This window comes from Streptomyces sp. NBC_01241 (genome assembly GCF_041435435.1).
Classification (GTDB): Bacteria; Actinomycetota; Actinomycetes; order Streptomycetales; family Streptomycetaceae; genus Streptomyces.
Map to the genome: position 1 here is coordinate 6,581,996 of NZ_CP108494.1, position 26,224 is coordinate 6,608,219.

Annotated in this window: 36 protein-coding genes; 25 read left to right on the forward strand and 11 right to left on the reverse strand. The window is 69.6% G+C overall.

Annotation, left to right across the window (positions count from 1 at the left end):
* The first annotated feature begins 102 nt into the window (after positions 1 to 102).
* From OG306_RS29610 to OG306_RS29695, 18 genes are all read left to right on the forward strand, one after another.
* On the forward strand, positions 103 to 771 hold the full coding sequence (locus tag OG306_RS29610) for a DUF4913 domain-containing protein (protein ID WP_371665766.1): 669 nt from the start codon (positions 103 to 105) through the stop codon (positions 769 to 771).
* On the forward strand, positions 768 to 1,253 hold the full coding sequence (locus OG306_RS29615; RefSeq protein ID WP_371665767.1) for a hypothetical protein: 486 nt from the start codon (positions 768 to 770) through the stop codon (positions 1,251 to 1,253). The genes OG306_RS29610 and OG306_RS29615 overlap by 4 nt, the downstream gene beginning before the upstream one ends.
* A complete protein-coding gene (locus OG306_RS29620) occupies positions 1,250 to 1,954 on the forward strand; it encodes a DUF3631 domain-containing protein (RefSeq protein WP_371665768.1) in 705 nt (234 codons plus the stop codon). The genes OG306_RS29615 and OG306_RS29620 overlap by 4 nt, the downstream gene beginning before the upstream one ends.
* 38 nt (positions 1,955 to 1,992) lie before the next feature.
* The gene (locus tag OG306_RS29625; protein WP_371665769.1) at positions 1,993 to 2,454 is read left to right on the forward strand and encodes a GNAT family N-acetyltransferase; all 462 of its coding nucleotides are present in this window, start codon (positions 1,993 to 1,995) and stop codon (positions 2,452 to 2,454) included.
* Positions 2,451 to 3,131, forward strand: a complete 681-nt coding sequence (locus OG306_RS29630; protein WP_371665770.1) for a hypothetical protein — start codon at positions 2,451 to 2,453, stop codon at positions 3,129 to 3,131. Before OG306_RS29625 ends, OG306_RS29630 begins: the two co-directional genes overlap by 4 nt.
* 56 nt (positions 3,132 to 3,187) lie before the next feature.
* Positions 3,188 to 3,907 (forward strand): hypothetical protein, encoded by a 720-nt coding sequence (locus tag OG306_RS29635; RefSeq protein WP_371665771.1) that lies wholly within the window; start codon positions 3,188 to 3,190, stop codon positions 3,905 to 3,907.
* Positions 3,908 to 4,105: 198 nt separating this feature from the next.
* Positions 4,106 to 4,453, forward strand: coding sequence for an SH3 domain-containing protein (locus OG306_RS29640; protein ID WP_371665772.1), 348 nt, complete (start codon positions 4,106 to 4,108; stop codon positions 4,451 to 4,453).
* A 61-nt stretch (positions 4,454 to 4,514) separates the two neighbouring features.
* The gene (locus OG306_RS29645) at positions 4,515 to 4,973 is read left to right on the forward strand and encodes a hypothetical protein (protein WP_371665773.1); all 459 of its coding nucleotides are present in this window, start codon (positions 4,515 to 4,517) and stop codon (positions 4,971 to 4,973) included.
* Positions 4,970 to 5,398, forward strand: a complete 429-nt coding sequence (locus OG306_RS29650) for a hypothetical protein (protein WP_371665774.1) — start codon at positions 4,970 to 4,972, stop codon at positions 5,396 to 5,398. The genes OG306_RS29645 and OG306_RS29650 overlap by 4 nt, the downstream gene beginning before the upstream one ends.
* A gap of 12 nt (positions 5,399 to 5,410) precedes the next feature.
* Complete coding sequence (locus tag OG306_RS29655; protein WP_371665775.1) at positions 5,411 to 5,830, forward strand: hypothetical protein; 420 nt, start codon at positions 5,411 to 5,413, stop codon at positions 5,828 to 5,830.
* A 30-nt stretch (positions 5,831 to 5,860) separates the two neighbouring features.
* On the forward strand, positions 5,861 to 6,754 hold the full coding sequence (locus OG306_RS29660; RefSeq protein WP_371665776.1) for a winged helix-turn-helix transcriptional regulator: 894 nt from the start codon (positions 5,861 to 5,863) through the stop codon (positions 6,752 to 6,754).
* On the forward strand, positions 6,751 to 7,266 hold the full coding sequence (locus OG306_RS29665) for a hypothetical protein (RefSeq protein WP_371665777.1): 516 nt from the start codon (positions 6,751 to 6,753) through the stop codon (positions 7,264 to 7,266). The genes OG306_RS29660 and OG306_RS29665 overlap by 4 nt, the downstream gene beginning before the upstream one ends.
* Positions 7,263 to 8,504 carry an MFS transporter gene (locus OG306_RS29670; protein ID WP_371665778.1) on the forward strand — a complete coding sequence of 414 codons (1,242 nt, stop codon included), beginning with the start codon at positions 7,263 to 7,265 and terminating at the stop codon, positions 8,502 to 8,504. The genes OG306_RS29665 and OG306_RS29670 overlap by 4 nt, the downstream gene beginning before the upstream one ends.
* Before the next feature lie 40 nt (positions 8,505 to 8,544).
* A complete protein-coding gene (locus OG306_RS29675) occupies positions 8,545 to 8,883 on the forward strand; it encodes a hypothetical protein (RefSeq protein ID WP_097242940.1) in 339 nt (112 codons plus the stop codon).
* A gap of 52 nt (positions 8,884 to 8,935) precedes the next feature.
* Entirely contained in the window at positions 8,936 to 10,159 is a 1,224-nt protein-coding gene (locus tag OG306_RS29680; protein ID WP_371665779.1) for an ATP-grasp domain-containing protein, read from the forward strand.
* 39 nt (positions 10,160 to 10,198) lie between these two features.
* Entirely contained in the window at positions 10,199 to 11,077 is an 879-nt protein-coding gene (locus tag OG306_RS29685; RefSeq protein WP_371665780.1) for a DUF317 domain-containing protein, read from the forward strand.
* A 33-nt stretch (positions 11,078 to 11,110) separates the two neighbouring features.
* Positions 11,111 to 11,587, forward strand: coding sequence for a hypothetical protein (locus tag OG306_RS29690; RefSeq protein ID WP_371665781.1), 477 nt, complete (start codon positions 11,111 to 11,113; stop codon positions 11,585 to 11,587).
* A 260-nt stretch (positions 11,588 to 11,847) separates the two neighbouring features.
* Positions 11,848 to 12,111, forward strand: coding sequence for a hypothetical protein (locus tag OG306_RS29695; RefSeq protein WP_371665782.1), 264 nt, complete (start codon positions 11,848 to 11,850; stop codon positions 12,109 to 12,111).
* Between the two features lie 46 nt (positions 12,112 to 12,157).
* On the opposite strand, the gene OG306_RS29700 is transcribed toward OG306_RS29695, so the two are convergent.
* Positions 12,158 to 12,337, reverse strand: a complete 180-nt coding sequence (locus tag OG306_RS29700; RefSeq protein WP_371665783.1) for a hypothetical protein — start codon at positions 12,335 to 12,337, stop codon at positions 12,158 to 12,160.
* On the opposite strand from OG306_RS29700, the gene OG306_RS29705 reads away from it, so the two are divergent.
* Complete coding sequence (locus OG306_RS29705; protein WP_371665784.1) at positions 12,330 to 13,190, forward strand: SpaA isopeptide-forming pilin-related protein; 861 nt, start codon at positions 12,330 to 12,332, stop codon at positions 13,188 to 13,190. The two genes, OG306_RS29700 and OG306_RS29705, sit on opposite strands and share 8 nt — an antisense overlap.
* A gap of 145 nt (positions 13,191 to 13,335) precedes the next feature.
* Here OG306_RS29705 and OG306_RS29710 read toward each other — a convergent pair whose 3' ends face one another.
* Positions 13,336 to 13,482 (reverse strand): hypothetical protein, encoded by a 147-nt coding sequence (locus OG306_RS29710; RefSeq protein WP_371665785.1) that lies wholly within the window; start codon positions 13,480 to 13,482, stop codon positions 13,336 to 13,338.
* A 279-nt stretch (positions 13,483 to 13,761) separates the two neighbouring features.
* Entirely contained in the window at positions 13,762 to 14,343 is a 582-nt protein-coding gene (locus OG306_RS29715; protein ID WP_371665786.1) for an HAD family hydrolase, read from the reverse strand.
* Between the two features lie 518 nt (positions 14,344 to 14,861).
* Here OG306_RS29715 and OG306_RS29720 point away from each other — a divergent pair.
* The 4 genes from OG306_RS29720 (at position 14,862) to OG306_RS29735 (ending at position 17,632) form a co-directional block, all read left to right on the forward strand.
* The gene (locus tag OG306_RS29720; RefSeq protein WP_053928719.1) at positions 14,862 to 15,233 is read left to right on the forward strand and encodes a DUF317 domain-containing protein; all 372 of its coding nucleotides are present in this window, start codon (positions 14,862 to 14,864) and stop codon (positions 15,231 to 15,233) included.
* Between the two features lie 103 nt (positions 15,234 to 15,336).
* The gene (locus OG306_RS29725) at positions 15,337 to 15,618 is read left to right on the forward strand and encodes a hypothetical protein (protein WP_097921556.1); all 282 of its coding nucleotides are present in this window, start codon (positions 15,337 to 15,339) and stop codon (positions 15,616 to 15,618) included.
* Positions 15,619 to 15,696: 78 nt separating this feature from the next.
* Positions 15,697 to 16,383 (forward strand): DUF317 domain-containing protein, encoded by a 687-nt coding sequence (locus OG306_RS29730; protein ID WP_371666283.1) that lies wholly within the window; start codon positions 15,697 to 15,699, stop codon positions 16,381 to 16,383.
* Positions 16,384 to 16,558: 175 nt separating this feature from the next.
* A complete protein-coding gene (locus OG306_RS29735; protein ID WP_371665787.1) occupies positions 16,559 to 17,632 on the forward strand; it encodes a hypothetical protein in 1,074 nt (357 codons plus the stop codon).
* Between the two features lie 82 nt (positions 17,633 to 17,714).
* Here OG306_RS29735 and OG306_RS29740 read toward each other — a convergent pair whose 3' ends face one another.
* The gene (locus tag OG306_RS29740; RefSeq protein WP_371665788.1) at positions 17,715 to 18,410 is read right to left on the reverse strand and encodes a hypothetical protein; all 696 of its coding nucleotides are present in this window, start codon (positions 18,408 to 18,410) and stop codon (positions 17,715 to 17,717) included.
* 94 nt (positions 18,411 to 18,504) lie between these two features.
* The gene (locus OG306_RS29745; RefSeq protein WP_371665789.1) at positions 18,505 to 18,948 is read right to left on the reverse strand and encodes a hypothetical protein; all 444 of its coding nucleotides are present in this window, start codon (positions 18,946 to 18,948) and stop codon (positions 18,505 to 18,507) included.
* Between the two features lie 579 nt (positions 18,949 to 19,527).
* Between OG306_RS29745 and OG306_RS29750 the strand changes: the two genes are divergently transcribed.
* On the forward strand, positions 19,528 to 20,019 hold the full coding sequence (locus OG306_RS29750) for an NUDIX hydrolase (RefSeq protein ID WP_371665790.1): 492 nt from the start codon (positions 19,528 to 19,530) through the stop codon (positions 20,017 to 20,019).
* A 44-nt stretch (positions 20,020 to 20,063) separates the two neighbouring features.
* Positions 20,064 to 20,213 (forward strand): hypothetical protein, encoded by a 150-nt coding sequence (locus OG306_RS40950; RefSeq protein WP_266621925.1) that lies wholly within the window; start codon positions 20,064 to 20,066, stop codon positions 20,211 to 20,213.
* A 409-nt stretch (positions 20,214 to 20,622) separates the two neighbouring features.
* Here the strand turns inward: OG306_RS40950 and OG306_RS29755 are convergent, their stop codons facing one another.
* From OG306_RS29755 to OG306_RS29780, 6 genes are all read right to left on the reverse strand, one after another.
* The gene (locus tag OG306_RS29755) at positions 20,623 to 22,371 is read right to left on the reverse strand and encodes a relaxase/mobilization nuclease domain-containing protein (protein ID WP_371665791.1); all 1,749 of its coding nucleotides are present in this window, start codon (positions 22,369 to 22,371) and stop codon (positions 20,623 to 20,625) included.
* Positions 22,368 to 22,913 carry a plasmid mobilization protein gene (locus tag OG306_RS29760; RefSeq protein ID WP_371665792.1) on the reverse strand — a complete coding sequence of 182 codons (546 nt, stop codon included), beginning with the start codon at positions 22,911 to 22,913 and terminating at the stop codon, positions 22,368 to 22,370. The genes OG306_RS29755 and OG306_RS29760 overlap by 4 nt, the downstream gene beginning before the upstream one ends.
* A gap of 128 nt (positions 22,914 to 23,041) precedes the next feature.
* Complete coding sequence (locus OG306_RS29765) at positions 23,042 to 23,215, reverse strand: hypothetical protein (RefSeq protein ID WP_371665793.1); 174 nt, start codon at positions 23,213 to 23,215, stop codon at positions 23,042 to 23,044.
* A gap of 159 nt (positions 23,216 to 23,374) precedes the next feature.
* Positions 23,375 to 23,566, reverse strand: coding sequence for a hypothetical protein (locus OG306_RS29770; RefSeq protein ID WP_371665794.1), 192 nt, complete (start codon positions 23,564 to 23,566; stop codon positions 23,375 to 23,377).
* Positions 23,563 to 25,467: a hypothetical protein gene (locus OG306_RS29775; protein ID WP_371665795.1), complete on the reverse strand. Its 1,905-nt coding sequence runs from the start codon at positions 25,465 to 25,467 to the stop codon at positions 23,563 to 23,565. The genes OG306_RS29770 and OG306_RS29775 overlap by 4 nt, the downstream gene beginning before the upstream one ends.
* Before the next feature lie 14 nt (positions 25,468 to 25,481).
* On the reverse strand, positions 25,482 to 26,108 hold the full coding sequence (locus OG306_RS29780) for a WhiB family transcriptional regulator (RefSeq protein WP_371665796.1): 627 nt from the start codon (positions 26,106 to 26,108) through the stop codon (positions 25,482 to 25,484).
* Positions 26,109 to 26,224 lie beyond the last annotated feature (116 nt).

Sequence of the window (26,224 nt, forward strand, 5' to 3'; positions counted from 1 at the left end):
GAGTTATAGCAGCCAAGTACCGGTTACCGAAACCGGGGATTCTCCGGATGGTAGGAGCCGTAATTCACGCCCTATGGCTGCGGCTCAAGGAGGCCCCTTTTCGTGCCTGAATCCATAAATCCCCCGGACGACGGGGAGACGGAACCGGTCCGGCTTCCGGACTCCGACCTGGAAAGCATCGAGGCGAGCGTCCGCAAACTGCTGGATCAGTCCGCGGAGCAGGCCCGCCAGCTCGACAGCCTCGCCTCCGCGCCACCGCCTGCGGACTCGCCATTCGGCGCCTTCGGGATGCCGGGCATGTCGGGGTTCGCGGGCCTGCCGTCTCCCGCCGCCCCGCCCGAGCCCCGCCCGATCCTTGAGCTGGAGGGCGAGGAGTACGAGGACGAACTGGACTCCTTGTCCGACTGGGTGGATGACTTCCTCGTCCGGGTCTACGGGGCGGAGGTCACGACCGCCGCCCCGTGGTGCGAGCAGTGGCAGGAACACGCGGATGTCGTCGCCTGGCTCCACGCCCTGTGGCTCGCCTACCAGCAGCACAAGGACCCGGAGGCGGGGCCGGCCGGTCTGTTCGTCTGGCACCGGGACTTCCTCACCCACGCCATGGCCACCGTGCGGGCGGCCGGCGGTCCGCTGTCCGCGTGCATGACCGACCCGGACCGGCCCGCGCACCGCCTGCTGCCCAGCCCGCCGCCTTCGAACCGGACCACCACCACGACCGAGGAGCCCGAGGAGACCGAGGAGAACAGCGAACTCGGCCAGGCCGACGGATGACGGGCCGCGAGGACCGGCCGGCCTTCGGCCTCTCCTTCGACCCCCGCGCCCTGACCGACCTGCTCCAAGCCCCCAGCGACATCCGGGACCTGGCCCTCGCCCAGCTCCAGGACGTGGTCGACGCCCGCCTCTTCGGCACCAAGCTCACCCGCGATCTCGTCGGATGCCGCAAGGTCTACGTCGATCACCGCAACGCCTGGCGCATCGTCTACGCCCAGCGGCCGGCGCCCGCGAACTCCACGCACACCACCGAGATCCACGTCGTGGCCGTACGTCCGCGCGAGGCACACGACGTGTACGACACCGCCCGTGCCCGCCTGGGCATCAGGCGGCGCCCGCTCGGAGAGCGCACCCACGCCGCTCGCACCCGCTCACCGCAGCTGACCACGCGCCAGCCCGTACCTAAGCCAGGTCCACCGCCCTATGCGATGCCCGGCCTTCCCCGACCCGCCTCCCCAACCCTGAAGGGCCCTGTTCGTTGACGCAGTTCCCCACCCTGATCGACCAGATCGCCGCCGCCGTACTGGCACCGGCCGAGGTCACCGAGAACCCGCACCACCGCGCCATCCTCGACTTGTTCGTCGAAACCCAGGAACTCGACCGGCAGCTCGCCGAGCTGGCCGCCGCCAACCTGCCCGGGATCAGCGCCGGCGAGCAGCTGGACACGCTGACCGACCTGCTCGTCGAGCGCATGGCAGCGGGGGCCGAGCTGAGCGCACTGCTGTCCACCTCCTGCTGCTGCGCCTCCGCGTTCGAGCCAGAACCGCCGGGTGAGTACGACCCGGCGGAGGACGGCGAGCCCGACTTCGACCCGGACTTCGAGGGCTTCGACGACTTCGAGGACCTGGAGGGCATGGACGAATTCGACGACCTCCACGAGGAAGCGGTCGAGGACTTCCTGTCCTGTCCCAGCCGCCCGCAGACCATCGTCCATGCCTGCCTCGATGTCTTCGACGCCCACGGCTCCCCGGAGTACGTCAGCTCCGCGGAGCTGGTCGAGCGCCTGCGTGAACTGCCCGGTCACGCCGATACGCGCTGGCGCTACGCCGACCTCAACGCGTTGCGGCTGTCCCTGATCCTGCGGCGCTCCTTCGGCGTTCAGTCCCACAGGCCGCGGGCGGCCGACGGCAGTCGCTACCGGGCATTCCGGCGCGCCGACCTGCTGGCCGCCCTCGCGGACTGACCCTGCTGACGCACCCCGCCCTTGCGCAGACGCGCCTGGTGACGGCCGCGGACGGGGACCTGGTCGCCGCCTTCCACACGCAATGCTCCGAGGCGAACCTGCTGCGCCGCTGGGGCCGAACTCGCCTCCTGCCTCGTGACCTGACACGACTGCTGGACCAGGCGAAATGCTGGATCGGACTCGGCGCCGACGGGCGGCCACTGGCCCTCGTCTGCGTCGGGCCCGTCAGCCGGGAGCCAGGCGTCGCCGACCTCGGACTGCAAGTCGCCGACGACCGGCACCGTCAGGGCATCGGCACGGCCCTGGCCTGGCAGGCATCGGCCGTCGCCCGCGCGAGCGGAGCGCACACCCTCGCCGCGTTCACACAGGCGTCCAACACAGCGATGCTCCGCCTCATGGACAGGCTGGGCCCGGCCCGGCACACCCGCGACGGCGCGTACGTCGAGGTCCGCGTCGCTCTGGACGCGTCTGCTCCGGATCCAGAAATCCCTCCGCCATGACCTCATCCCCTCCCGGCCGGCCCACCCGCACCGCCCTCGATCACCGGATCGAGATCGCGGTGGGCCGGAGCGTCGAGGAGCTGCGGCAGCACCGCGACGACGGTCTCCTCGACGCACCGCATGCCGCCTTGGCAGATGCTCACCGCGACCTCGTGGCGGCCGAGCGGGACGTCGGCTTCTACCGCGTCCGGCTCGCCCGCCTCGCCTCCAGCGATTTGCCCGTGGATCAGGCACTGTTCGCCCGGATCGACCGCACCCTCGACCAGCTGGCTCAAGCCGCCCGCGTACGAGAGGCGAAGCAGACCACGGCAGCCGCGGCGCTGGAGCCGATCGAGGCCGGCGCTCCCCGGCAGGTGCCCCGACAGATCCCGACCAAGGACGTCGCGGCCCTGCTGGCCATCGCCCAGGGCGCCAAGCTCCACGAACACCTCGTCACCCACCGGCTGGCCGTGGCGACGCCCACGCGCACCCGCATTTCCTACGCCCAGCTGCAGCGCCTGGAGGCGAACGGCCTCGTGGAGCGCGACATCTCGCACCCGATGCAGGCCGGACAGCCCGTCACCCTCACCGACGCCGGCCGCGCCGCCCTGACCGCTCCCCGCCGCGCCGGCCCACCCAGTACCGCTCCCGCATCTCCGCCCCCGGCCTTTCCAGCCGTTTCCCGTCCCCGCCGCTGAACGGCGCCGTGCGCGCCACGCGCACAGCGCCCAGGCGTCATCGAACGAAAGCCGCGATGCCCAGCTACGAACCCGACTTCCGTCTCGACGGATACGAAGCCGTCAACAGCCATGTCGCCGATCAGTTCTGGGGGAGCATCGGCATCGAGCAGGACGATATGACCGTGCTCGCCGAGCACCACAGCGCCGACGGAGAGCACAGCTTCTTCGTCATGCACAACCGGGCCGTCACCTGGGGTATCCCCGGGGAACCCCAGATCGCCGCCCTGCACCTCAAGCGCGACCCGGCGACCCACACCTTCCGTTTCGCCAGCGAGATGCTGCCACTGCCGTCCATGGCGCAGTCCTGGCTCGTCGCCCGCGGCTGCCCCGATGAGGAGATCCTCCTGCCCGACGGTATGGGCACCGCCCCCGCGAACGACGCCACCCGCGTGCTGGAGAAGCGTCTGCGCAGTGACGGCGACCACTTCGCGCTGCTCACCAGCTACACGTACGACAGCGAGCCGATCGAGACCACCGTGCTGCTGCGGGCCCTCGACGAGAAGGCGACGCTGCCCTTCCGCGTGCTGCTCGAAGAGGTCGACAGCGACGCATGGACACACACGCTGCGCGAAGGGGGCTTCCAGACGTTCGAGGCCGCCACCCAGTGGTGGGAAGCGCACTGGAGGGGCGACAAGCCGCCGCTGCCCGCGGCCTCACCTGCGGCCCGGCACACCACTGTTGGGGCGCCCGGCGTGCCGGCCCGCCCCGCACCGCCGCGCGGACCGAGCCGCTGAACTCCCCTCAGCGCACACGGCTTTCTCTCTTCGAAACCGACGGAATGCCGCGGAACGCGGGTGAGGCGGCGCGGAACATAGCACGCAATCCCCGGTTACCGAAACCGGGGATTCTGCGGACTCTTGTTATCAGCCCGTACGGCATCCGCCTGGGGCTATTTCCGCATTCCCTCTCCATCGCCAGTTAGGACAAACTCCGTGCGTATTACTCGCGTTGCCGCTGCCGCAGCGGTCTGTGCGGCACTCGCGCTGCCCGCCGTCACCGCTACGGCCGCCAACGCCGCAGCTCCGGGCGCCGTCGCTGCCTCCGCCTCGTGCCATAAGGCAGACCCGTACAAGGTGCACGGGACCAGCGCGGTCACCATCCGCTCGAAGGCGTCGTCGAAGTCGACCGCCGCCGGAGTCCTCTACCGGACCCACAAGTTCACCATCCACAAGAAGACCAAGACCGGCTCGTGGGTCTACGTCACGGACAAGAAGACCGGCGTAACGGGCTGGGTGTCCGGCACGTACGTCTACCGGGCCGTCTACATGTGCCTGGACTAACCAGCCGTGCCCCAATTTCCCATTCCTGCACCGGAATCCTCGAAATGAAGGGAGCCACGCTGTGCCCGACACCAGCGAAGACGTGATGAGCGTCCTCACCGAGCGCATCGAGGACCGATTCCAGATGCCGCTCGCCGACCTGCGCCGGGCGGTTGAGGCGGCACCGCAGGCCAACCCCGAGGCCACCACCCTCGTGCACTGGCACGGCCTGCTCACCGAAACGCAGCGGGCACTCGACACCGCGGAAGACGCGCTCGTCGAGGCGCTGGGCACCCAGCCGGCCGACGTACTCGACGATCCCGTCATGGAGTTGGCCCACCAGGTCAACTCCGCTGTCGCCTCCCGCGACGGCCGCGCCATGGTCGTGAACTACCTCCTCGACCCCAACGCACCCGGTAAGCGAGGCCCCGGCACGTGGCGCGGCGCGTCCCCCGCAGCCCGCCGTGCTCCGGCCCTGCCCACCTCCCCGCCCACGCTGCCCAGCGCGCGGAACACGACAGCGCGAGGGGCAGCACGGTGAGCGTCATCGACAAATCGACCAGCCGCGATGCGGCACTGCAGGAAGCGTTCGGCGCCGAAGTAGACGCGCTGTACGCGCAGTCAGCCTGCGGTGAGGCGAATGCCGCACTCCAGCGCGCACTGGAGCTGCGGAGCTTCCTCGCCGTCGCCGAGGAGCATCTGGAGCGGGTGCACAACATCGCCGAGTCCGACTGCCAGATGGGCGAGCTGTCTAGCGACGACTTGCACCGTCACGACCAGTGGATTGAGGCCGCTGAGGCTAATTGCGACCTCTACGGATTCGCCCTCGACGAGCTGCTCCTCACCATGCCGCCGCCGAGCCACCCGAACGTTCCGCGTGCCGGGCTGGGACCCAAGGTCACTGCCACAGCGCCGCCCGCCCAGGCCGGAGCCCGAGCCGGGGCGGTGCGGGCCCGACGCCCCTGAAAGCCACACCGATTGCCCCAGCCAGACGACCCCGCCCACGCCGTTTCCCAGATCATCGCCCAGCGCATCGAGTCGCTGTACGGACAGCCGCTCGCTGAACTCGAAGCACTCGCCGACGTCCCCGCGAGCACCCTGCTCGCCGCTCTGACCGGCAACCACAGCGCCCTGGCCTTCGCCGAACGCAACATCGCCTTCCAGCTGGAACGCCTGCGCGAACTCACCGCCCCCGACAGGGAGATCGGCCGGTTCGACGCCGGCCACATCCTCGACTGCGCCCGCCGCATCGCGGAGTCCGTCGCCACCCGCGACGCCTACGCCAAGAGCACCGGCGCGGTCCTGGGCGGCCTGCGCCGCGCCACGGCCCCGGACACCCAACCCCCGGCTCCGCCCGTGCCCGCGGTCCCGACGGCCGCCGCCTCCCGCACCCGCTGATCCACTCGTACCGCTTGAGGAGCCCCTTCCTTGGCCACCACCGCGCCGCCCCCCTCCGCATCGCACGACCTCTCCGGCGTCACCAAGACCCTGGATCTCCTCGCCCCGCGCTGGAGCGTGTGGGTGCTGATGACCCTCTCCTCGCAAACGCTGCGCTACGCCGAGATCAAGCCCCGGCTCCCGTGGCTCGCGGACGGCCAGCTCCATCCCCGGCTGCGCCACCTCACCAGCGCCGGCGTGGTCGAGCGCACGGAGTACGCCCCGCGCCACGTCACCTACGGCCTCGCCAGTCGCGGCGCTGCGCTGATGCCGGTCCTCGCCACGATCGCGTCCTGGGGCGACACGTATCTGGAGAAGGGCCTGGTCTCCAACAAGACCACCGGTGAGATGGAGCCCGAGCGGGTCCCGCCGGCCCAGAACATCGACGATGCGCTCGCCCTGATCGCGCCGCGGCACGCCACCCCGATCCTGTGGTCCCTGCAGGCCCGGGGCAGCGCGACCGCCAAGACTCTGGCCACCGAAGCCATGCCCGGCTACGGGCTGACCGCCGTCTACAAGCCGTTGGAGCGCCTGGCCGCCGACGGCCTCATCACGGCCAGCGGCTCCGGCGATTACCAGCTGTCCGCCAGCGGCCGGGAACTTTCCCCCGTCTTCCAGGCGATCTCCGCCTGGGCCGCCGGCCCGCCCGCCGAGACCGATGCCCGTCGGCCTCGGGGGCAGGGCCTGGCCCCGTCGCAGAACCGTTCCGGCCCCTGGGCGACCACCCCGTCGCGGCGTCCGACACCTGCAGCTACCGCAGTACGGTCCGTCAGCCCCGCCCTGACCACCACGGCCCCGGACAGCCCGGCGTGGAAGACGGGCGACCTCTTCTCCCACCAGATACCCGCCCGTCCGGTCTCCCCGACAGGAGGCCCGCGCCGATGACCCGCGCCCTGCCCGACAGCCTCCTGCACGAACGCCGCGCCATTCGGACCCTCACCCTGCCGGGCCTGATACGCCTGATCACCGAGATCGACGACAACGGTCCCATCAGCCACCGGCGCGGCAGCCTGCAAGGTGCCTTCGGCGACCTCACTCCCGGGCAACTGCGCCACGCCATCGACACCGCCCGCGCCCTCCACCTGGTCCACTCCGACGAAACGACCCCCGACCGCTACCGGCTCACCGAGAGCGGCGAGGCCCTCGCCGAGGTTTACGACACCGCGGCCCGCTGGGCCCGCGCCCGCCATTTCCCCGCCGTCACCGTCGACTTCGTCACCCGGGTTCAGCACACCCTCCAGCTGCCCAGCCGCGACCAGCACCCGAGCGGGCCGACGCCGGAGCCATCGGCACCTCGTAACGCCCTGACCGACTGGCTGCAGTCCAACCCCCGCGCCCTGCACCACGCCGACGCCCGCTCCTCTCAGGAGCCGGCGGAAGGCGGGCGCGCTGCGTGAGAACCCGTGTCGGACCGCGGCATGCCCGCCGCCCGGTCCCCACCCTGCTGCGCGGCATCTACCTGCCCCGCAGCATGGACGCCGGCGCGTTCGCCATGACCACGTACGGCATCCCCCTGCTGGTGCTCGCCACCACCAACTCCGCCGCACTGACCGGTCTTGCGTTCGCGCTGGAGTGGATCCCGCGCCTCGGCGCTTTCGCTCTCGCCGGGGCGATGACCGACCGCTACGGCACCACCCGCGTCTTCCGCCTCGCCTCCGGGACACGAGCAGCCGTCGTCCTGGCCGCCGCGCTGGCTCTGCCCGAACTGCAGGGCGGTCTCAGCACCACCATCACGGTCATGGCACTCGCCGCTCTGACCGGCGTGCTCACAGAGTTCTCCTACATCGCCGCCGAAACCGCGGGCGGCGTGGCCAGCCGGGCGGCCGGCGAGCGTGCCCACCGCGTGCAGTCCGTACTGCTCGGCATCGACCAGGTCGGCACCCTGGCCGGCCCCGCACTCGCCGGCCTGCTCCTGGAGCAGGCCGGGGCATCCGGGATGCTGACCACGATCGCCGCCTTCTCCCTCCTCGCCTGCGCGTTCGCCCCCCGTCAACCCGCCCAGCAGCGCACCACCGCTCCGGAGCCCATCCTCAAGGGGCTCCACACCGGCTGGACCACGCTCAAGTCGCTCCCCGCGCTGGCCTGGCTGATCACCGGGCTGACCCTGTCGAACTTGGCGGTCGGCCTCCTCCAGGCCGCGGCCCCGGTGATCGTGGTCAAACAGCTCGGACACTCCAGCGCGGACGTGGGTGTGATCTGGTCCGTTGCCGCCGCAGCAACACTGGTCACGGTCGCCGTCTGCCGACGCGCCATCGACCGGTGGGGCCTATGGCCGGTCGGTGCCCTCTCCGCCTCCATCGCGGCCAGTGCCTGCCTGGCCGTCTCACTGACCCACACCTACACCGCGTACCTCGTGCTGATCGCGGTGCTCATGGCCAGCGAGGGCGGCATGACCGTCGTACTGCGCACCCTGCGCTCCCACCTCATCCCGGCCGAGGTGTTCGGCAGCACCCTCTCGTTGACGATCCTCGTCCTCCTGCTGCCCTTTCCGGTGGCCGGCATCCTCATTGCCGCTGTGCCGCCCACCCTGCTCGGCCACGTGATCACCGGCTGCGCCGTTCTGCAGGCCCTGGGCCTGTTCATCGCCTTCGCGCGTCTGCGCACCCTTCCCGGCCTGCGCACCTCCCTCGCCTGACCTGCCGGCCGCCCCACCGTTCACCTTGGAGATTCATCCGATGCCCACGACCGACGCCACGGCGACCCAGACCGTACTGCCGGTGTTTCGTCCCTCGCTTCGCGCCGGCTCCCGGCCCACGCTCACCGACCAGTTCCTGGCCTTCGACTGCGAGCACCCCTACGTCTACCGGGCCCTGGAGCGGCTGACCGCCGAGCGGATAGCCGCCGGCGCCACCCGCATCGGGCTCAAGGGCCTCTTCGAAGAACTGCGGTGGCGGCTGCCCCAGGGCGTGCGCGGCCTCAACAACAACTACACCGCGTTCTACGCCCGCAAGTTGATCGAGGACCACCCCCACTGGGCTCCCGCCTTCGAGCTGCGCCGCCGCCGCACCCCCTGAACCCCAGCGCGCCCTCTCAACTACGCCTCAGACCAACCACCTTGGAGTGCCCTTGCCCTCTCGCACCATCCTCGTCACGACGACCTCCGGTCCGGAGGCGCAGGCATACCGCGGCTACTGTCTCGAAAGCGTCGCCGCCTCCTACGACATCGTGCTGATCACCCCCGGCGAGCCCACGTGGGAAAAGGAATTCATCAGCGACTTCGAGATCGCCGACCCCGACGACGCCCAGGCGCTCACCCAGGCCGGCCGGGCCCTGGCCGACCGCCACCAGCTGGCCGGCGTGGCGACGTGGACCGAGTGGTACCTCACCCAGACCGCCCGCCTCGCACGCCGGCTCGGCCTGCCCACGAACAGCCCGGAGGTGATGGAGGCGGCCCGCAACAAGGCCACCGCCCGCACCTTGTTCGCCCGTCACGGGGTCCCCTCGGCCTCCTCCATGACCGCACGCACACTGCTGGAGGCAGCGCTTGCCGCCGAGACCATCGGCTACCCCATCGTCCTCAAGCCCGCTGCCCGCGCCGCCAGCATCGGCGTCATCCGCGTGAACCGTGCGGAGGAACTGCCCGCCGGCTTCGAGTTCGCCTCGGCGGGAGCGCGCGAGGGAATCGAAAGCACCCACGTCCTGGTGGAGGAATTCCTCGACGGTCCGGAAGTGAGCGTCGAGTGTGTTACCTACCGCGGCCACACCACCGCGGTCGCCGTCACCCGCAAGACCCTTGGCGACCCGCCGTTCTTCGAAGAGGTCGCCCACTGCGTCGACGCGGCCGACCCACTGCTCGCCCAGGTCGCCCCCGTCGCCGCGGCAGCGGTCAAGGCGCTCGGCATCACCGACGGCGTCCAGCACGTCGAGATGCGCCTGGTGGACGGGCGCCCGCGCCTGGTCGAGGTCAACGCCCGCCTGGGCGGCGACATGATCGGCCACCTGGTGAGCCTGGCCACCGGCGTCGACCTGCCCCGCGCCGCCGCTGACGTGGCCTGCGGACTGGCTCCCGACCTCACTTCGACACGCAGTGGGGCGGCGGCGATCCGACTGGTCTACCCCGCCTACTCCGGCACCCTCACCGAGCGCCGCCTCGACGACGACTTCCCCTGGCTCGAGCGCATCAGCTTCCAGCGGGAAGTCGGCGACCGCCTCGTCCTGCCGCAGGACGGCGGCGACATGTTCACCGCCCGCATCGGCTACCTGATCACCACCGGCGCCAGCGCCGCAGACGCGCAAGCCCGCTCCACCGAGGCGTACCGGCACCTGGCCGTTCAGGTCACCCCCGCCTAGAGCCTCCCCGCGCCCGCCCCGAACCTCCCGGATGTCCAATTGACCGATCCCGACCTCGACATCGACGGCGATGTCTACGTCTTCCCCCGCTACCTGGCCGGCACCACCGGCATCGGCGACCCCGCCCTTGAGCCCTTGATGCAGCTCGGCTGGGAGCTGACCCACGACGACCTCGGCAACGCTTACCTCAACGCCCCTGACCACAAGGTCCGTCTCGGCTTCCTGCCCGAGGGCGACGACGACGGACTGTGGCGGATCAACGCCTATGTGGATCGCTTCGGGCCGCCCGCCTGGGGCGTCAGCTTCAACGACAGCTGCCCCACCGAGTTCGTCACCGCCTTCACCACGGCCCTGGCCCAGGCATACCAGGACGGGACCGAGCACTATCTCGCCCGGCCCGATCCCACGGATCCCGAACTCGCAGCCTTCGACGCGGTCGCCCCTCTGATCAACCGCGGCTGGCAGATCCAGCATCCACGGTGGGGTGTGATGGAACTGCAGACCCCGGACGGGATGGCCGGCCTGGAATACGCCACCGGCCGGCTCGACGCGGAGAGGGAACTCACCACGCTGGAGGCCCGCTGGTACATGTGGGGCGGCCCGAAGAACGGATACGCCCGCTGGTACGCCACCGCGTCCACCAACACCCCGACCCCGCTGGTGAAGGCCATCACCCAGAGCGTGTCCGACCCCGCGCCGCTGCCGCGCTGGAAGGATTTCCTGTCGCGCGGACTGCGTGATCACGCCCAGCTCGTGCCCGTCACACCGCCGCCGCCCCAGGTGCCCACACCTCTCGACGTCCACCGCACCGCGCCGAGACGGCGTCCCGCGCTGACCACGCGCAGCGTCCCGCGCTGGAGCACGACGACGACTCCTTCGGCGATTTTGCCCGCGCGTCCCTCCAGCCCGCGCCGCTGACCTGCCAGATCGCCCCTTTGCCTGTGAGGTCATGTGCCCCTTCACGCACAGCAGTTCTTCGATGACGTCCTCGAAATGTCCTTCTACCAGTACGCCATCGTGGGCGACGCCCTGTACGCAGCCCCGCAGCCGAACTCGGTGCTGCGGCTGCGGATCGACTTCGCCCCGGCCATCCGCCATGGCGAGTACGACGGACTGCGCCTACGCGTCTTTCACCCCGAGCAGAGTGTCCTCGACACCGCGATCCTTCGCTTCGCCGACCACGGCACCTTCGAACGCCGCGACACCGTCCGTGACCTCGTGGCCGGCCGCGACGGATACGCCGTCATCCGTGACTGGCACGCCAACAGCAGCCAGCCGCCGTGGCACGGCGCGGACGGCACGGGGCTGCGCACCGCGATCGAGCAGTACGCCCGCTTCTGGTTCCCGCAGCCTGCCGTGTCCCGACCGCCAGCCCGACCGGTCGCCCAGCCCACACCCACCACCGGGTTTTCGCCCCGCAGCCGCTGACCACCCACCTCGCCACGGAGTTCCCGATATCCCCGCCTCGATGGTTCCCCTCGCACCGACAGCCACTGCCGCCGGCCACCGCGGTCTCCGGCCCGCCTCCGCCGTCGGGCCCGAACGGATTCTGGATCACCGACCCTGAGTTCCGTGACCGGCTGCATAGCGCGACGCTGACCCTCTTCGACATCGTCGAGGACTGTCTGAATGATGACGACGTCTCGCTTACCGAAGTCCTCGGCGGTGCCCGCGACCACGTCGAGCACATGCTCGGTGTCCCCAGTACCTACGGCGTTCTGGTCGAAGCCGAGGCCGCAGCGCAGATCGTGCAGGCCGCTGGCCTCGACGCCGGCTCACCCTTCGGTCTGGCCATAGCCCAGGGTCTGTCCGGCATCGAGCAGCTGCCCGTGCAGCAGCAACAGCAGCTCGTCCGTGCCGCAGCCCGCAGATACGCGATCACTGTGCCTTCCCGTTCGCCGGCCTCCCCGGCAACAACACCTCCGCGTCCGGCGCCTGGCCGCTCCCGCTGAATCACCACCCTGCTCCATCAACCGCACGTGTTCCCTTGGAGAGTCCCTACTTGCGCATCCGCTCCGTTCGCACCCTTCCAGCCGCTGTCGCCGTCGCCGCCACGGTGACCGGCAGCCTGTGCTGGGCGCCGACCGCCTCGGCCCAGAGCCCCGATCCCACCCCGTCCACTTCCGCGTCCTCGACTCCGAAGAGCGCGGCCGAGACGGAGTCCGGCGGCGTGGCCATCCTGAAAAAGGACCCCGGCGGCGACGTCCTCGCCGGGGCGGCCTTCACTCTCTTCGACTCCGCAGGGAAGGAGGCTGCCAGCGGCAAGACCAACGCCCAGGGGAAGCTCGCTCTGAAGGACCTCGCTCCCGGCGTCTACCGCCTCAAGGAGACCTCCAGCGGCAGCCCGTTGCATGACACTGTCGACGACCAGGACGTGATCGTCACTCCCGGCGTCGATACGCCGCTGACGATCGTGGATCCGTTCAAGGACGCCTCGGTCCTGTTGAAGGCCAAGGACGACAAGACCGGCAAGCTGCTGGCCGGATCCACGGTCAACATCGGCAGCGGCGACAAGATCCTCCTGACGCTGACGACCGGCTCCGACGGCACGGCAAGCGGCAAGCTGCCCATCAATTCCCGTACCAGCAGCGACTTCTGGGTCAAGCAAGTCAAGGCGCCCGACGGCTACGAGATCTACAAGCCGTCGAAGGCGTTCAAGGCCAAGCCGGGCGATCCCGTGACGGTGACCGTCACCAACGCCAAGACCGCCACCACCCCGCCGCCCACGGAGAAGCCCACCGACAAGCCGAGCGACAAGCCCACCGACAAGCCGAGTGACCGGCCCACGCCGGACAAGCCCGGCAAGGACGAGGGCACCCCGGCTGCGTCGGCTTCGGCTTCGGATACCCCGACCACCGACGAGACCGCGTCGAGCACCGCGGCCCCCACCCCTGCGGGCTCGCTCGCGCACACCGGCGCGGACGCCACCCCGTGGATGATCGGCGGCGCCGGAGTGCTGATCGCCGCCGGCGGAGGTGCCCTCTACGCGGCCCGCCGACGTCGTACGGACGACTCCACCGACGAGAAGTAACCTTTCCCGCCACACGGCTGAAGGCCCCCGGAATCACGATGATTCCGGGGGCCTTTGCGTGGGCGCGGGGCACGGACAGCCCGATCGACTCGCATCAAGTGCTCCATCCGATCGTGCTGCCTCGGCTCCGGAGGACGTCTGGGGCTTACCGGACTCGGAAGAAGATCGCCAGGAGCCGTTCGGCGCGCGCTCTCACCTGGGGTTCGGGGTGGGTCAGGGCCACCGAGAACAGCACCGTCAGAAGCGCCCACAGCGGGCTGGAGAAGGCCAGGAACTGAGCATGAGTCGTCATGCACGGAAGGTATCCGAAATGGATCTACTTTGGCGTGTACCTGCTCAAGAGGTATGAACCAACTTAAAAGGGTCATGATGGAATTCCGCTGGCCAGTGGCGCCGAGGGTCTACGCGCCTCGGTGTCCGCTGCCGCTTTGGCTCTAGTTTGTCCGTGACCGACCTCACGTCGCTTGCTGGGGCTCAAGTTCGCGATGTCCGCGTGTCACCCATCGCCCTTGCCTGTCGAGCCGTCAGGGGTCCTGTACGGAAAGTCCACGTGTGCTGCGATCCAGTGGCGTCACCACGAGGATGTCGTCAACGGTCGTACATCGATCGCGTCCATACCGGCGGCGCGGGCCGCGGCGAGACCTTCATCAGCGTCCTCCACCACGAGGCACCGGTCGGGGGTGACACCCAAGCGGTCCGCAGCCGTGAGAAACAGGTCAGGGGCAGGCTTTCCGCGCACCGCGTCACGGCGGGTGACGATGGCGTCGAATAGTGGCTCTAGGCCGGTCGCGGCCAAGCCGGCGCGCACGACTTCGTCACCGCCTCCGGACGCCACCGCGCAGCGAAGGCCCATCTCCCGCCCCTGCTTGACCCACTGGACTACGGTGCTGAACTGCACTAACGAGTGGATGTCTCGGATGATCAGCTCTCCGCAGTGCTTGAGGATGTCATCGAAAGGGGCGCTGACACCCAGTTGTGTCAGCAGATCGTCGCCGGAGGCCCCGAGGCGCGCCCGGTACCAGAGCTGATCCAGGGCGACTCCGTGCGGCGCCAATGCGGCGGCCAGGGAACGGAAATTCAGGGGCTGCGAATCGACGAGCGTCCCGTCCCAGTCCATTATCAGGGCGTCGTAGCGTGCGAAGTCGGGTTCCATCTCGCAGTCCTTCCCTCCTCGCGGAGCCCGTATCCGTGAGGAGGGAAGGGCGGGGCATGGGCGCCAGGCGACGATTGTCCGTGCCTCGTACGTCCCTGTTGCGTGTGCGGCCCGGCGGAGTGGTGACCACTCAGAGTCGGCAGCACGATCGTTCTGTGCCGCCTGCGCAGTGCGTGTGCGCCGTAGGTGCCAGCGCTGCTCTGCATAGTGGTTGCGGTCTCGCATCCGCCGGGCCTACCGCAAAGATATGGGTTGGCTGAGGGCGGTGGCGTGGCACGAGGGTGCGTTCATCCTTTCGGGTACGGACCCTGTTCGCCTGCCGGTGAGCGGACGCGATGGCCCCGTCATCCCAAAGCGCTCTTGGCCTGTGTCCGTAGTCAGAACGACTGGTTTGGGTGACAACGGACAAGTTCGCCGGTGGCAGACAAGGAAGATCGCCCAAAGGACTGGTGGACGCTGCCACGGCATGTCAACCTAAACGACCTTCCCGGAAAACCCCAGGTCAGATAGGTGAGGCTGTGGCATTGAATGCGGCGCAACCTGGATTCGCCACGACGGTCGCGGCCCTGCGGCTCCGCTCCTGGAAGTTGGGTGCCGGCCAGCCGATGGAGGTGATCGACCAGTTCACGGACGCCGACTTCACCCACATCGTGGATGACCGGGCCGATGTGCACGTCAGCTCGCGCGACGGCCGGTTCTATCTCGGCTACTTCCCCGACGGCCGGCCCGGCGGCGCCGACGAGGACTGGGTGACGGGCGAGGGCTGGGTGATCGCCGTCACCGGTACCGCGGATGTGCCGGGGTACCGGATGGCCTTCGGTACGGACACGCCGGCGGAGATCGTCGCCGCTGTCGTGGCCCGGATCATGGCCACCTCCCGGCCCCTGTGACCTGCAGTCCCCTTCCCTCCGTACGTGACGCGTACGCTGCCTCTGCTCTCGCGGCCCTGTCCGCCACCGCTAGGAGAACGCCTTGGACCCGCACTCGCCCGAGATGACCGTCGGCGACATCCTCGACCTGCTGTCCGCCTGCGACCGTGACACGCCTGTCCGGCTCGCCATCAACCCGTTCTTCCCCATGGCCCACCGCCTGGGCGCTGTACACAACACGGTCGACGAGCGCGGTCGGCCGATGGTCTACATCGCCGAGTCCGAGGAGGCCGAGCAGTTCGGCCCCCTGCCGCCTGCGGTGGCTGTGGCTCTGACCTGGCAGGAGCCGGTCGAGGCACCCCGGCGCCGCCGACGCGGCGCGACCGGGCCGAACACCGGCCAGTGATTCATCCCCGAACTTACGGAGGCGCCCCTGCACCCGCACCACCCCATCGAGCCCTCCCGCCCCGATTCGCCGGACCCGCTGTACTGGGTCACCCCGCGCCACCTGGCCGGCGATGACGGAGCCCTTGCCGAGCGGATCGGCGACACCCTGACTGGCCTCGGCTGGCGCATGTGGCCGACCTCCCGCAACACCCTGCTCTACGTGAGTCCGGACGGACTGCGCGGCGCCGAGTGGATCCTCGCCGCCTACCCGTTCGAGCTGGGCGGCCTCCCGGTGGCCTGGCAGCTGTCGGCCCGTCCCCACGCCGCCTCGGCGATGACCGAGTGGAACGCCTACTTCACTGCCGGCGTCCCGCACGAGGCCCTCGCCGACCTCCTGCTCGCACTCGACGCCTGCGCCACACCCGATGCCGGGTTCGAGGGCGCCGAGTCGGTGCTCACCGCGCTCGGCGCGCGGGGCTGGCTGCGCGACATGGACCGCCCCCGCACGACCGCGACGGACCCCGGCTTCTCCGCCAGCGTCTCGCTCGAGATGCTTCCGCCGCTCATCCACGACGCCGACCCCCGGGACGACCTTCTGGGGTGGCAGGCATGGGCGGAACCCGTGCTGGGAGCGCCGTACCTGTGGTGTGCGAGCTTCAGTGCGAGCGCCCCGCACGAGCTGGTCGCAGCCTTCGCCTCCTCGCTCGCGGCACCCGGCCCGGTGCCGCGCCGGAGGCTGCCCGAAGGCGCGGAGGACCGCCTCACGGTCGTCCACCGCAGCTGACGACGATCGCGGGCGGTCGAAGAACGTTGGTTACACGGGGTGATGCCCGCCCCTCCAGGCCCGGTGGTTCCACTCTCCCCTCGGGGGGTGGAACCACCGGGCCTTCGCCGTACCCGTGTCGGGGAGGCGGCAGCGCCGTGAATCCAGGGTCCGGGCCCTGAATAGGATCGCTCCCGTGGCAGTCAAACTGATAGGCAAAGGACCACTGCGCGGCTACCTCCTGGAGGAGGTGCTGGCCTGGTTGCTGCGATCCAGCGGCTTCGAGGTGCTCACGGCCGACGACGATAAGGACAAAGAGCCTTGGAAGGTCCTTAAAGAGGACAAGAATGGCTTGCTGGTCCGTGGGCGTGGGGCGTGGCATCAGGTCGACGCGCTCGGGCAGTTCCGGTACGTCCCGCCGTTCTCGCTGCCTGTCCGCCTGTTCGTCGAGGCGAAGTATCTGACCTCGACGCGCGTAGGTCTGCCGACCGTGCGCAACGGTCACGGCGTGATTCACGACGTGAACGAAGGCGAGACCACTACGCTCACCGCTGCGGGTACGGGCCGGCCGAGGACGCGGTACCGCTACAACTACGCGATCTTCTCCACGTCGGGCTTCAGCAAGGAAGCCCAGGACTACGCGCTGGCCCATCAGATATCCCTGATCGACCTCTCCGCTCCGGACTTCGCCGTACTGCGGGACCTTGTCCGGATCGCGGCCGACACGATTCATGCAGCGCTCGAAGCCGCGCCCGCGGGCGAGAGGCCGAAGGTGCACCAGATACGCGCGTACCTTCGTGGCCCACTGCTGGATATGTACGCCGAGGACGCATACCTGCCCGATCAATTCCGCGAGCCGCTCGATGAACTCGCCCAGGCGCTGCACAGCCGGTCCACGTTGGGTCTTGTGCTGGCCTTTCCCGCAGCACCGTTCGTTCTGGGGCTGGCGTCGAATGACCTGTACGGGTTCGTGAATTACGCGAGAGAACACCCCACGCACGCCGTGCGCGTGCGGCGACTGCCTCAGTCGGCTTCGCATCCCGTCTGGGAACTGCGCTCGGCCGAGCACCCGGACGTATACGCGTTGAGGTTCAGCCTGCCGGAACGGGTGGAATCCTGGATCGTCGAACAGGACGAAGGAATGCCCTCACGAACCCGGTATGTGAAAAGAAGCATGCTCTCGACCATGACCCTGTACTGGATGGACGGGGAGCACGCGCAGACATTCCAACTGCGCTACGAGCCCGGCGAACTGCGCCTGGCGGGCTGATCGGCTCATAAGCCGAAACCCCGGTGTCCGGGCCTGTCGGACGGACAGGCCCGGACACCGGGGTTTCGGACGGTGGAGCGGGTCAGTGTGCGGTGCGGGCCTTGGCGAGGGCCTTGTCCAGGTGGGCGTCCACGAGGCCCGGCGAGCCGGAGACGATCACCAGGACGTTGCCGGAGCGGATCGCCGTCTGCTTGACGACGCTGCGCTGCCCGCCGGCGGAGTAGGTGAGCAGCTGGCTCCACTGCTCGTCGCCGAGGTCCGGCGCGGCCGTCTTCTGCGTGCCCATGTCGATGACGGTGCTGCCCGACGCCACCTGGTAGGACGGGCAGGAGACCATCGCGTTGAAGACCTTCCCGATCCCGTTGGACAGCTTCGTCGCGCTGTCGCTGTACAGCTCCTCGCTCACCTCGGAGTTGGTGCTGCCGGCGTAGGTGAAGGACGCCTTCGCCGTGCGGGTGAAGTCGAGGGTGGCCCCGGTGGCCGCGTCGCTGCCGAGCTTCTCCAGCGCCGGGCAGCCGATGACGGTGACGTCGTCGTGCTGGTCAGCGGCCTGGGGCTTGCGGGTGTAGCCCTCGCCCAGGTCGCTCTCGTTCAGCAGCCGCTCGTTCAGCTTGGCCGACGAGAGCGGCGCGGACGCGGAGGCGCTGTTACCACCCCGATGTGCGGGTGCAGAGGACGCTGCCGAGGTGTCGGCGGGCTCGGTACTGCGGGAGCAGCCCGTCAGGGCGAGGACGGTGAGGGCGCTCAGAGCGAGGGCGGTCGTGGTGGAACGGCGCATGCGAAAACCCCTTGTGATGCGAGATGGACGGTCTGACCAGGTCGGCCCTCCGGGTGCCGACGAACGCAGGGGTGGGGGAAGGGGTTTCGCGACTTCAGTGGCCGAGGTGGCGCAGACCTTCGTCGAGGGTGGGGTGGAAGTGGTCGACCGGACCGGAGTTGCGGTTGTACCAGGCGGTGTCCAGGCGGGACTCCTCGGCCTCGTGGCCGGCCTCGCAGCGCAGCCACACCGAGTCGTCACGCATGTTGAAGACGATCCAGTTCCGGTACGCGCCGCAGTAGCACTGGTGGACTTCGCCGTCGATGACGAGTGGCAGGTCCCAGCGCATCATGAACCCCGAGACGTCCTGGCGGGACGGCGCCCGGAAGTCCGCCGGCAGGAAGTCGGGCACCACCGTGGACTCCGGCGCGGCAGGTGCCGGCGCTGCGTGGGGGCCGGGGCAGTCCGGCAGCGGCAGCTCGGTGTGCATCGCCAGCACTGCCTGGCCGGCCCGCTGGGCTTCACGGAATTCTCGGTCCGCACGGTTGCGTCGGAACATGCCGTCTCCATCTCTCTCGTCTCGCCTGCACGAGGAGAGTGCCGCAATCCACTGACCTGCTGCAACTCTAGAAATATTGAATGCGGATGACTTGCCGGAGGGCTTCGGAACGGCACCTGCGGGCGGTGCGTGGGTGTCCCGTCCTTCGTCATCTTGTCGCTGTCCCGGGTGAAGTTGTTCAGTTCGCTGGTCGTCCCGGGGCAGGTTGTTCCTCGCCGCGTACGCACCGGGGCAAGTGTCCCATGGTGTCTTGTCGCTCGCTGTTGTCTGTCCCGTTTCGTATTCGCTCTCAGGGGCGGTTTGAACGCTGATCCGGTGCTGGCTGACGGGCTGTGTGGCTCTCTGGTGATCAGGGTTAGTACGTTCGCTCTGGTGAGGGGGTCGGGTGACTGCCGATGCGTTCGCCGATGTCGGGCACGGCGCAACCGGAGGGCGAACTGAACACGGCAGCCGCAGCTCGTGATCATCCGGCTGCGGTGACCTCGTCTCAGCGGGAGTGAGGGAGCGTTCGGGAACCTCGTGGTCAAGAAGCTCAGGGGTGGGCGACATGCCTGATCAGCGGGTCCATATCATGGCGTGATGGCAACACCAGATTTCATCCTCGCGCTGCGCAAGAAGATCGGAAGCGATCCGCTGTGGCTGTCGGGCGTGACCGCGGTCGTCATGAGTGAGGATCGGGTCCTTTTGGCGAAGCGCGCAGACAACGGCACGTGGACGCCGGTGACTGGGATCATCGATCCGGGGGAGCAGCCGGCGGATGCCGCAGCCCGGGAGGTGCTTGAGGAGACCGGCATTGTGGCAGTTCCGGAGCGGCTGGCGATGGTTCACGTCACGGATCCTGTCGTCTATGACAACGGGGATCAGACGCAGTATCTCGACCTGGTGTTCCGCTTTGCCTGGCAGTCCGGCCTTCCGCGTCCCGCCGACGGTGAGAACACAGCTGTCGATTGGTTCCCGCTGGACGACTTGCCTCCGATGTCAGATGACATGTGCAAGCGGATCGCGGCTGCCGTGTCCAGTGAGCAGGCAGCCCAGTACGTTGTCTCCCCGCGGTTGGCTGGCGATGCCTGAGTAGTTGCCCGAGGCTGTGTTTGGGCGCATTTAGGCTTTGGGCCATGAGTTCGGATGCTGCGGAGAAGCTGCTTGCTGATGTGTGCGGGACGCTGGCTCGTGCCGGCTTCGATGTGGCGTCGGTTGGCGTTGAGCGCAGCACTGGCCTGCGGGACACAACGGAGTCCGCCGATAACGAATGCTGGGACGGCTGATCGCACATCGCCCTCGGCGACAACGCCGTATGGGATTCAGCGAGCTGACGCGATCACCACATTTTATCTATCCCCTGTTCGCCGAGGTGCGTAGCGAGAAGGTCGAATGGGACGGGACAGTGGGCCGCCTGTTTTCATTCCAGATCGATTGCGGCACGTGCCGTTTTTGGTTGACGGGCGTTGCCCAGCGCATGCGAAGTACAGGTTCTTCAACGTTCCCGACGCAGCTGAACGGCGCGTACTGGCTGGCCGGTGATGGAGCGCGACCGGCTGCCGGTGCTCCGGCACCCGCGAGCCGCAGCCTGAACTGCGGGATCGCCGGGTGCCGGAGGCGCGCACCATCATGCTGTGCATCGCAGGCGCCACCGTGGTCATCGCGGTGTGTGCCTCGGTGCTGTAAGCGTGGCCCTCAGCGCCGGGGTTCTCTCGTGCCGCTCCGCTTGGCCGAAGCGTTCTGTGACGGCGGCGTCGACTTCCTCCGCGTCTGTCCCTTCGATGCGGCCTTTGCCGTACCGCTCTCCGGCACAGCCGAGGCGTCCGCAGGCAGATCCGCCATCCGCCGTAGCCGCCATACCAGCACGTCACTGATCGATTCTGCGGTCTCCAGCTCGCGCCGCTCCACTGCTTCCGCCAGGAGCGCGGTGGGGTCGTGGCCGGCGTTCTCGACGTCGACGAGGGTGGCGGCCAGGGCGTACCAGCCGGGCTCGGCGAGGACCTGCCCGGCCAGGTCGGGCACCGCCTGTCGGAGATAGGCGGCCTGCTTGCGCTGGAGAGGCTGGGACAGGCGACGACCGCGCTGGTGCATCACGCCGAGGTGCAGCGGCGCGGCGGCCTGGTAGGCGGCACGCAGGTGGTCGGCGGCCTGACGGGCAGCAGCGGCCTGCTGGGCGTGCTCCTTCTTCCCGTGCCAGTGGGCAGCGGCGCTGACCAGGAAGAACGCCATGTCGATGAGCATGGCGGTGGTGGCACCGTCCTCCCCGCGGCCGAGGGCGGGACCGCCGTAGACGAGATCGCGGGCAGCCTGACGAAGGGCACGGTCGTGGCCTCGCTCGGCCTGGACGTGGGAGCGGGTCGCCCGCTCGAACGCCCAGGCGGCATCCCGCAGTTCACGGCGGGTGTGCGCGGCCGAGGTCTTGGCGAGCGCGTCGAGGACCTCGCCGGCTGCAGCGAGGTGCGCGGCGATCTGCCCGTCGTCGCCCTGGTCGAGGATCAGCACGGCCTGCCAGACCGCTGTCGTCGCCTGCCGCCGAGCGGCCGACGGGCTGATACGGGGCGAGCCGGAGGAGCGGTCAGTGGTGGCGTCGCTGCGGTGACCGGAGGCGTCGGCAGCCCACCGCTTGCGGATACGGGGCAGGGAGAGGTCGGGCGCGAGGGTGGAGCCGGAATAGTAGATCGGCTCCTGGTCCTCGTTGCGGTCGTCCGGCAACGCGACCTTGTAGCCGAGCAGGTCGCCGGAGGGTGCGGTGCGCTGGCGGATCAGGAGGCCGGCGGCTGCCAGGCGGTCGAAGAACTCCTCCTCGCTGGCGACTCCGGCTGCGGCGCGGCGCACGGTCTCGCGCAGCTCCTCGCGTGGGGTGCGTTCCTTGCCCTGGCGGTCCGCCTTGTGGCGTTCGGCGCTGGTGGGGCGCTTGGCGGCGGTTCCGTCGCCGACGTTCAACCGGCGTAGCCCGTAGTCGATTTCGACCTTTCGGGCTTCGGTCTGGGAGCGGGCACCGTCCTGGCGGATGCGGGCCTGGCGGCCGTCCTCGCGTACGACGGTGGCGACGATGTGGATGTGATCGTCGGCGTGGCGGACGGCCGCCCAGCGGCAGGCGGCGTCGTCGCCCTCGGGGGCGATGCCGGTGGCGGCGACCATGCGGCGGGCGATGTCGGCCCACTGCTCGTCGGTGAGGATCGGATCCTCGGGCGCGGCGCGTACGGACAGGTGCCATACGTACTCGGCGGGCCTGGCACTCTCGGGCAGCGCCATGACGGGCTGGTCGAGCAGGCGCTGCAGGTCGCCGTACGTGGCCTTCGGATCGCGGCCGGGGTCGGGTGCCTGGCTGTCCCACGCGGCGACGAGGTGCGGATCGATGTGCTCCTCGGCCCTGCCGGGACCGTACAGGTAGGCCACCAGGCCACGGGTGTCATCGCCCATGTCGTGAACTTTGGGAATCATGCAGCCGGGCGCTCGCTGTCCAGGTAGTGCTGGGTGAAGGTGTCCACGCGTCGAGCGGCACGGTGTACGGCGGAGAGGACCGCTTCGGCGTGCGGGGCGTCACCGCCTGAATTGAGCGTTTTGGCAACCTGGTTGACGTTGTTGCCGATCTGCCCGAGGTGGCGCCGGAGGCTGAACAGCTCGGCGAGCATTTCGCGTTCGCCGGCGATCTCGGCTGCCGTGCGCGTCAGATCGCGCGCGGCGCTGAGGGCTGCGTGGGCGAGGAAGCCGGACGGCGTCATGGCGCACGCGGCTGCGGCGTCGAGGACGGACTGCTTCTCGTCGTCGTTGAAGCGGCTGGTGATCAGGTGCTTGCGCTTGCTCGACTTGGTCTTCGGCGTGCGGTTGCGCGCGGGCGGCTGGCTCGACGGCGCGCTCGCGTGGTACGTGCAGTGCGGGTTGTGGCACGGGTGGGTGGCTGTCTGCTCCTCCTGGGGATGCCGGCCGCCCTCGGTCGCATCCCCTCGGTCCGGCGCCCCCCGGCGCTGGACCGCCTCCGCCACCCCCGGGGCGGAGGACGCGAGAGTAGTACTCCCAACGGGAGTACTACTCTCGCACCAACTTGCTCGCGGTGAGGTCGAGTTGCTTTCCGGCTCACCGTGCGCGTGAGTGGGGGGTGTCGTCGGGTTCGTCATCGGGTGCGGTTCCTCGTGGTGCGGATGCGGTGCTGGATCTCGGCGGCGAGTTCGACCATGGCGGCCGGGCCGTCGAGGAGGCGGACAGGGGACTCGGGGTGGTCCTGGGTGAGCCACTGGCCGTTGGGGGCCAGCACGGCTGCGTGCAGGAGCTGGTGCCGTACGAGCACTTCCGCCCAGGCGCCGGCCTCGGCGGTCGACGGGGTGCGCGTACGCGGATTGCGGGCAGGAATGGCGGTCCCTCCATCACAGGGGGCGGGTGGCCCGACCGAGGCCGGGTCACCCGGCGGAATACGGAGGCAGGCGCGTGACCTGCTTCTTTGCAGGTGTCAGCCGCACTCGGGACAGCGGTCGAGGTGCCGGTTCAAGACCCGCGCCATGTTCCGCTTCACCGAGAAGGCGTTCTTCGCGCTCGTCTTCGCCGACGTCGATCCCTGGTGACGCTCGGAGTGACCGCGCAGGAACCGGATGTCCTGCTCAAAGCCGGACTTGATGGTGGCGAACCGATGGCAGGTCTTCATCGGGCCGTGCTCCTTGTCGTGGTGGTGGCCGCCTCGTCCCGCAGCCGCTGCAGGACTGGCGTCAGGCGGTCGTTCCGGCCGCCCTGGATGTTCTGGGCGCGGAGGATCTCCCGCAGCTGGGGACGGGTGACCGACGCGTTGCCGTCCCGTTCCAGCAGCGCGGGCACGTGCGGGCGAACCCGCTCGACCATCTGCTCGACGGTCAGCCGGGGCCCGTTCCGCGGGCGCTTGGCCTTCCCAGCTCCCGGACGGTTTCGGGAGCCCTTCTGCGGCTGTTTGCGCCGCAGGGGGACGGTGTGGGGACGGTCCCCGTCGGGCTCGGTCCCCGTTTCGGTGTCGGGGTGTTCCCGGTCCCCGGTGTCGTTGGGGACGGTGTGGGGACGGTCCCCGTTAGGCTCGGTCCCCGTTTCGGTGTCGGGGTGTTCCCGGTCCCCGGTGTCGTTGGGGACGGTGTGGGGACGGTCCCCGTTAGGCTCGGTCCCCGTTTCGGTGTCGGGGTGTTCCCGGTCCCCGGTGTCGTTGGGGACGGTGTGGGGACGGTCCCCGTTAGGCTCGGTCCCCGTTTCGGTGTCGGGGTGCTTCCGGCCCTCGTCGTCATTGGGGACGGCCGCCGGGGACGGGCCACCGCCCCTCTGCGCTGCGACTTCGTGGACGTTTCCGCCCGCGCCATGGTCACCCTCACCGGTCCCCGGGATCACGACGGGGCCCTCCGCCTTCGCCTCTTCACCCTGGCCGGGCAGACGCGAGTCGCGCTCACCGATGCGGTCCCCGTTGTCGTTGGGGACGGTGTGGGGACGGTCCCCGTTGGGCTCGGTCCCCGTTTCGGTGTTGGGGTGTTCCCGGTCCCCGTTGTGGTTGGGGACGGTGTGGGGACCGTCCCCCACGGGCTCGGCCGCTGTCCCCGTCTCGGCCGCGTCCCCGACAGTGCGGTCCCCGATCGAGGCCGCGATTCGGGGACCGGCCTCGGGGACCGTCCCCGTCGGGCTCACGTGTTCCTCGGCGGGCATCCGAGTCCCCGGGGCCGCAGCGAGAGGGGGCCGGTCCCCAGGGTGGTCGTCCTGCTCCCACGAGGGCTGAGTCCAAGGGGACGGCAGGGCGACAGAGGCGAGGGCCGCGGCATGCCGGCGAGCGGCCAGCTGCTCCAGAAGCGCACGACGCTGGTCAGGATCGGTGCCGACCCCGGATCGTGAGAGGGCCGTTTCGAGCCGCCGTTCGATCCGGCGCCCGTGACGATTCGTGCGATCCTTCTCCGGCATCTTGGCCAGCCGGGACGCGAGGGCTCCTGCCCGCTTCGTAGCGCGCTCCCTGGTGATCTGGGCGGCATCGCGGTTCCGCGTGGCGACACCCAGGCGGGAGAGGAGACGTTCCCGCACTTCGCGCCCAAGCGTCGCCAGCAGCCCCTGCGAGGAGGCGTCCGGCTTGTGCAGTCGCAGCTCGATACCCATGGCCAGATGCCAGAGCATGGCAGCCATGACCGGACCGACGATCGCTCGCACGGTGCCGCCGACCGGCCCTGATTCGGCGTACGCCGGGATGATCTGCACCCCGGTGAGCACCCAGACCAGGATGCCCGGAACGCCAGGTGCGCCTTGATTGCGCAGGTTCTGGCGGGCCAGCAGAGCGTTCGCGAACAGGGCCAGCTCGGCCGTGGAGAAGAAGGCAGCCCGTTGCACCGTGTCGGTCATGCCGAGGTAGTCAGCGGCGAAGAACCAGCTGGTCTCCGCGCTGTATGCCGTGCAGCCCAGCGCCGCGAGGGCAGCGACCCAGACCGTGGGGGTGCCGGCGCGTGGGGCGCCTGACTGTGTCCGGTTGCGTCGGATCGACCATCCGGCCAGCACCAGGGTGAGCAACCCGACAGCCGCGACCGCGTAGACGGGATCAATACCGAGGGGCAGAGACATGGCGACGGGGTGAGTCATGCGGCCTTTCGGAGAGCAGCGATCAGGGAGTGGGTCTGAACCTGGCGGGGCACCTGCACCGGCGAGGTGGCGTCCTCGTCCTCGGCCGTTTCGTCGTCGGCCGGTTCTGTCTCGTCGTCCTGGTCCCAGTAGCGGTCACGGTCGGCGACAGCGTGGGCGGCGTTGCGCATCAGGTCACGCGCCCAGTCCAGGTCGAGCCGCAGTGTGAAGGCGAGGCGCTCGGGGTTCCAGCCGCGGGCGTACGCGTGGCGGGTGACGGCCTCGCGTTCGGCGTCGCTGAGGTGGATGTCGCGCCCTTCGAAGGCCGCCTTGACGCGGCTGTAGTCCAGGCGCTTGTTGACCTTGGCGTGCCAGGGGCGGCGCTCGTCCTCGGTGAGGCCGCCCCACATGCCGTGCCTGATCTCGTTGTCGAGGGCGTAGTCGAAGCACGCCTTCTTCACGGGGCACTGGCCGCAGATCGACTTGGCCTCGCCGATGGCCGTGCGGTCGCGGGCCGCGTGGAAGAACAGCGCGTCGATGACCTTGGGCGGCATGTTGTGGCACAGGCCCCGGGCCTGCCAGCTGTGGTCGGCGATGCCACGGATGGTCGGGGCCGGGGAGTCGTTGGTGGTGATGTGGCGCAAGGCAGTCTCCGGAAGTCGCCTCGGGGGGTGCGGGTCGTCGGCACCGAAGGTGGGTGGGGTGCGGCGGGGCGCTGCGAGGCGGGCGCGGGGTACGGCGTGGTGCCGTACCGGAGGCG

Excerpts from the sequence above, each read along its gene's own strand:
- OG306_RS29615 (WP_371665767.1), top strand. The coding sequence starts at position 768 with ATGACGGGCCGCGAGGACCGGCCGGCCTTCGGCCTCTCCTTCGACCCC.
- OG306_RS29630 (WP_371665770.1), top strand. The coding sequence starts at position 2,451 with ATGACCTCATCCCCTCCCGGCCGGCCCACCCGCACCGCCCTCGATCAC.
- OG306_RS29635 (WP_371665771.1), top strand. The coding sequence starts at position 3,188 with ATGCCCAGCTACGAACCCGACTTCCGTCTCGACGGATACGAAGCCGTC.
- OG306_RS29665 (WP_371665777.1), top strand. The coding sequence starts at position 6,751 with ATGACCCGCGCCCTGCCCGACAGCCTCCTGCACGAACGCCGCGCCATT.
- OG306_RS29675 (WP_097242940.1), top strand. The coding sequence starts at position 8,545 with ATGCCCACGACCGACGCCACGGCGACCCAGACCGTACTGCCGGTGTTT.
- OG306_RS29695 (WP_371665782.1), top strand. The coding sequence starts at position 11,848 with ATGCTCGGTGTCCCCAGTACCTACGGCGTTCTGGTCGAAGCCGAGGCC.
- OG306_RS29700 (WP_371665783.1), bottom strand. The coding sequence starts at position 12,337 with ATGGCCACGCCGCCGGACTCCGTCTCGGCCGCGCTCTTCGGAGTCGAG.
- OG306_RS29710 (WP_371665785.1), bottom strand. The coding sequence starts at position 13,482 with ATGACGACTCATGCTCAGTTCCTGGCCTTCTCCAGCCCGCTGTGGGCG.
- OG306_RS29715 (WP_371665786.1), bottom strand. The coding sequence starts at position 14,343 with ATGGAACCCGACTTCGCACGCTACGACGCCCTGATAATGGACTGGGAC.
- OG306_RS29725 (WP_097921556.1), top strand. The coding sequence starts at position 15,337 with ATGACCGTCGGCGACATCCTCGACCTGCTGTCCGCCTGCGACCGTGAC.
- OG306_RS29740 (WP_371665788.1), bottom strand. The coding sequence starts at position 18,410 with ATGCGCCGTTCCACCACGACCGCCCTCGCTCTGAGCGCCCTCACCGTC.
- OG306_RS29745 (WP_371665789.1), bottom strand. The coding sequence starts at position 18,948 with ATGTTCCGACGCAACCGTGCGGACCGAGAATTCCGTGAAGCCCAGCGG.
- OG306_RS29750 (WP_371665790.1), top strand. The coding sequence starts at position 19,528 with ATGGCAACACCAGATTTCATCCTCGCGCTGCGCAAGAAGATCGGAAGC.
- OG306_RS40950 (WP_266621925.1), top strand. The coding sequence starts at position 20,064 with ATGAGTTCGGATGCTGCGGAGAAGCTGCTTGCTGATGTGTGCGGGACG.
- OG306_RS29755 (WP_371665791.1), bottom strand. The coding sequence starts at position 22,371 with ATGATTCCCAAAGTTCACGACATGGGCGATGACACCCGTGGCCTGGTG.
- OG306_RS29770 (WP_371665794.1), bottom strand. The coding sequence starts at position 23,566 with ATGAAGACCTGCCATCGGTTCGCCACCATCAAGTCCGGCTTTGAGCAG.
- OG306_RS29775 (WP_371665795.1), bottom strand. The coding sequence starts at position 25,467 with ATGTCTCTGCCCCTCGGTATTGATCCCGTCTACGCGGTCGCGGCTGTC.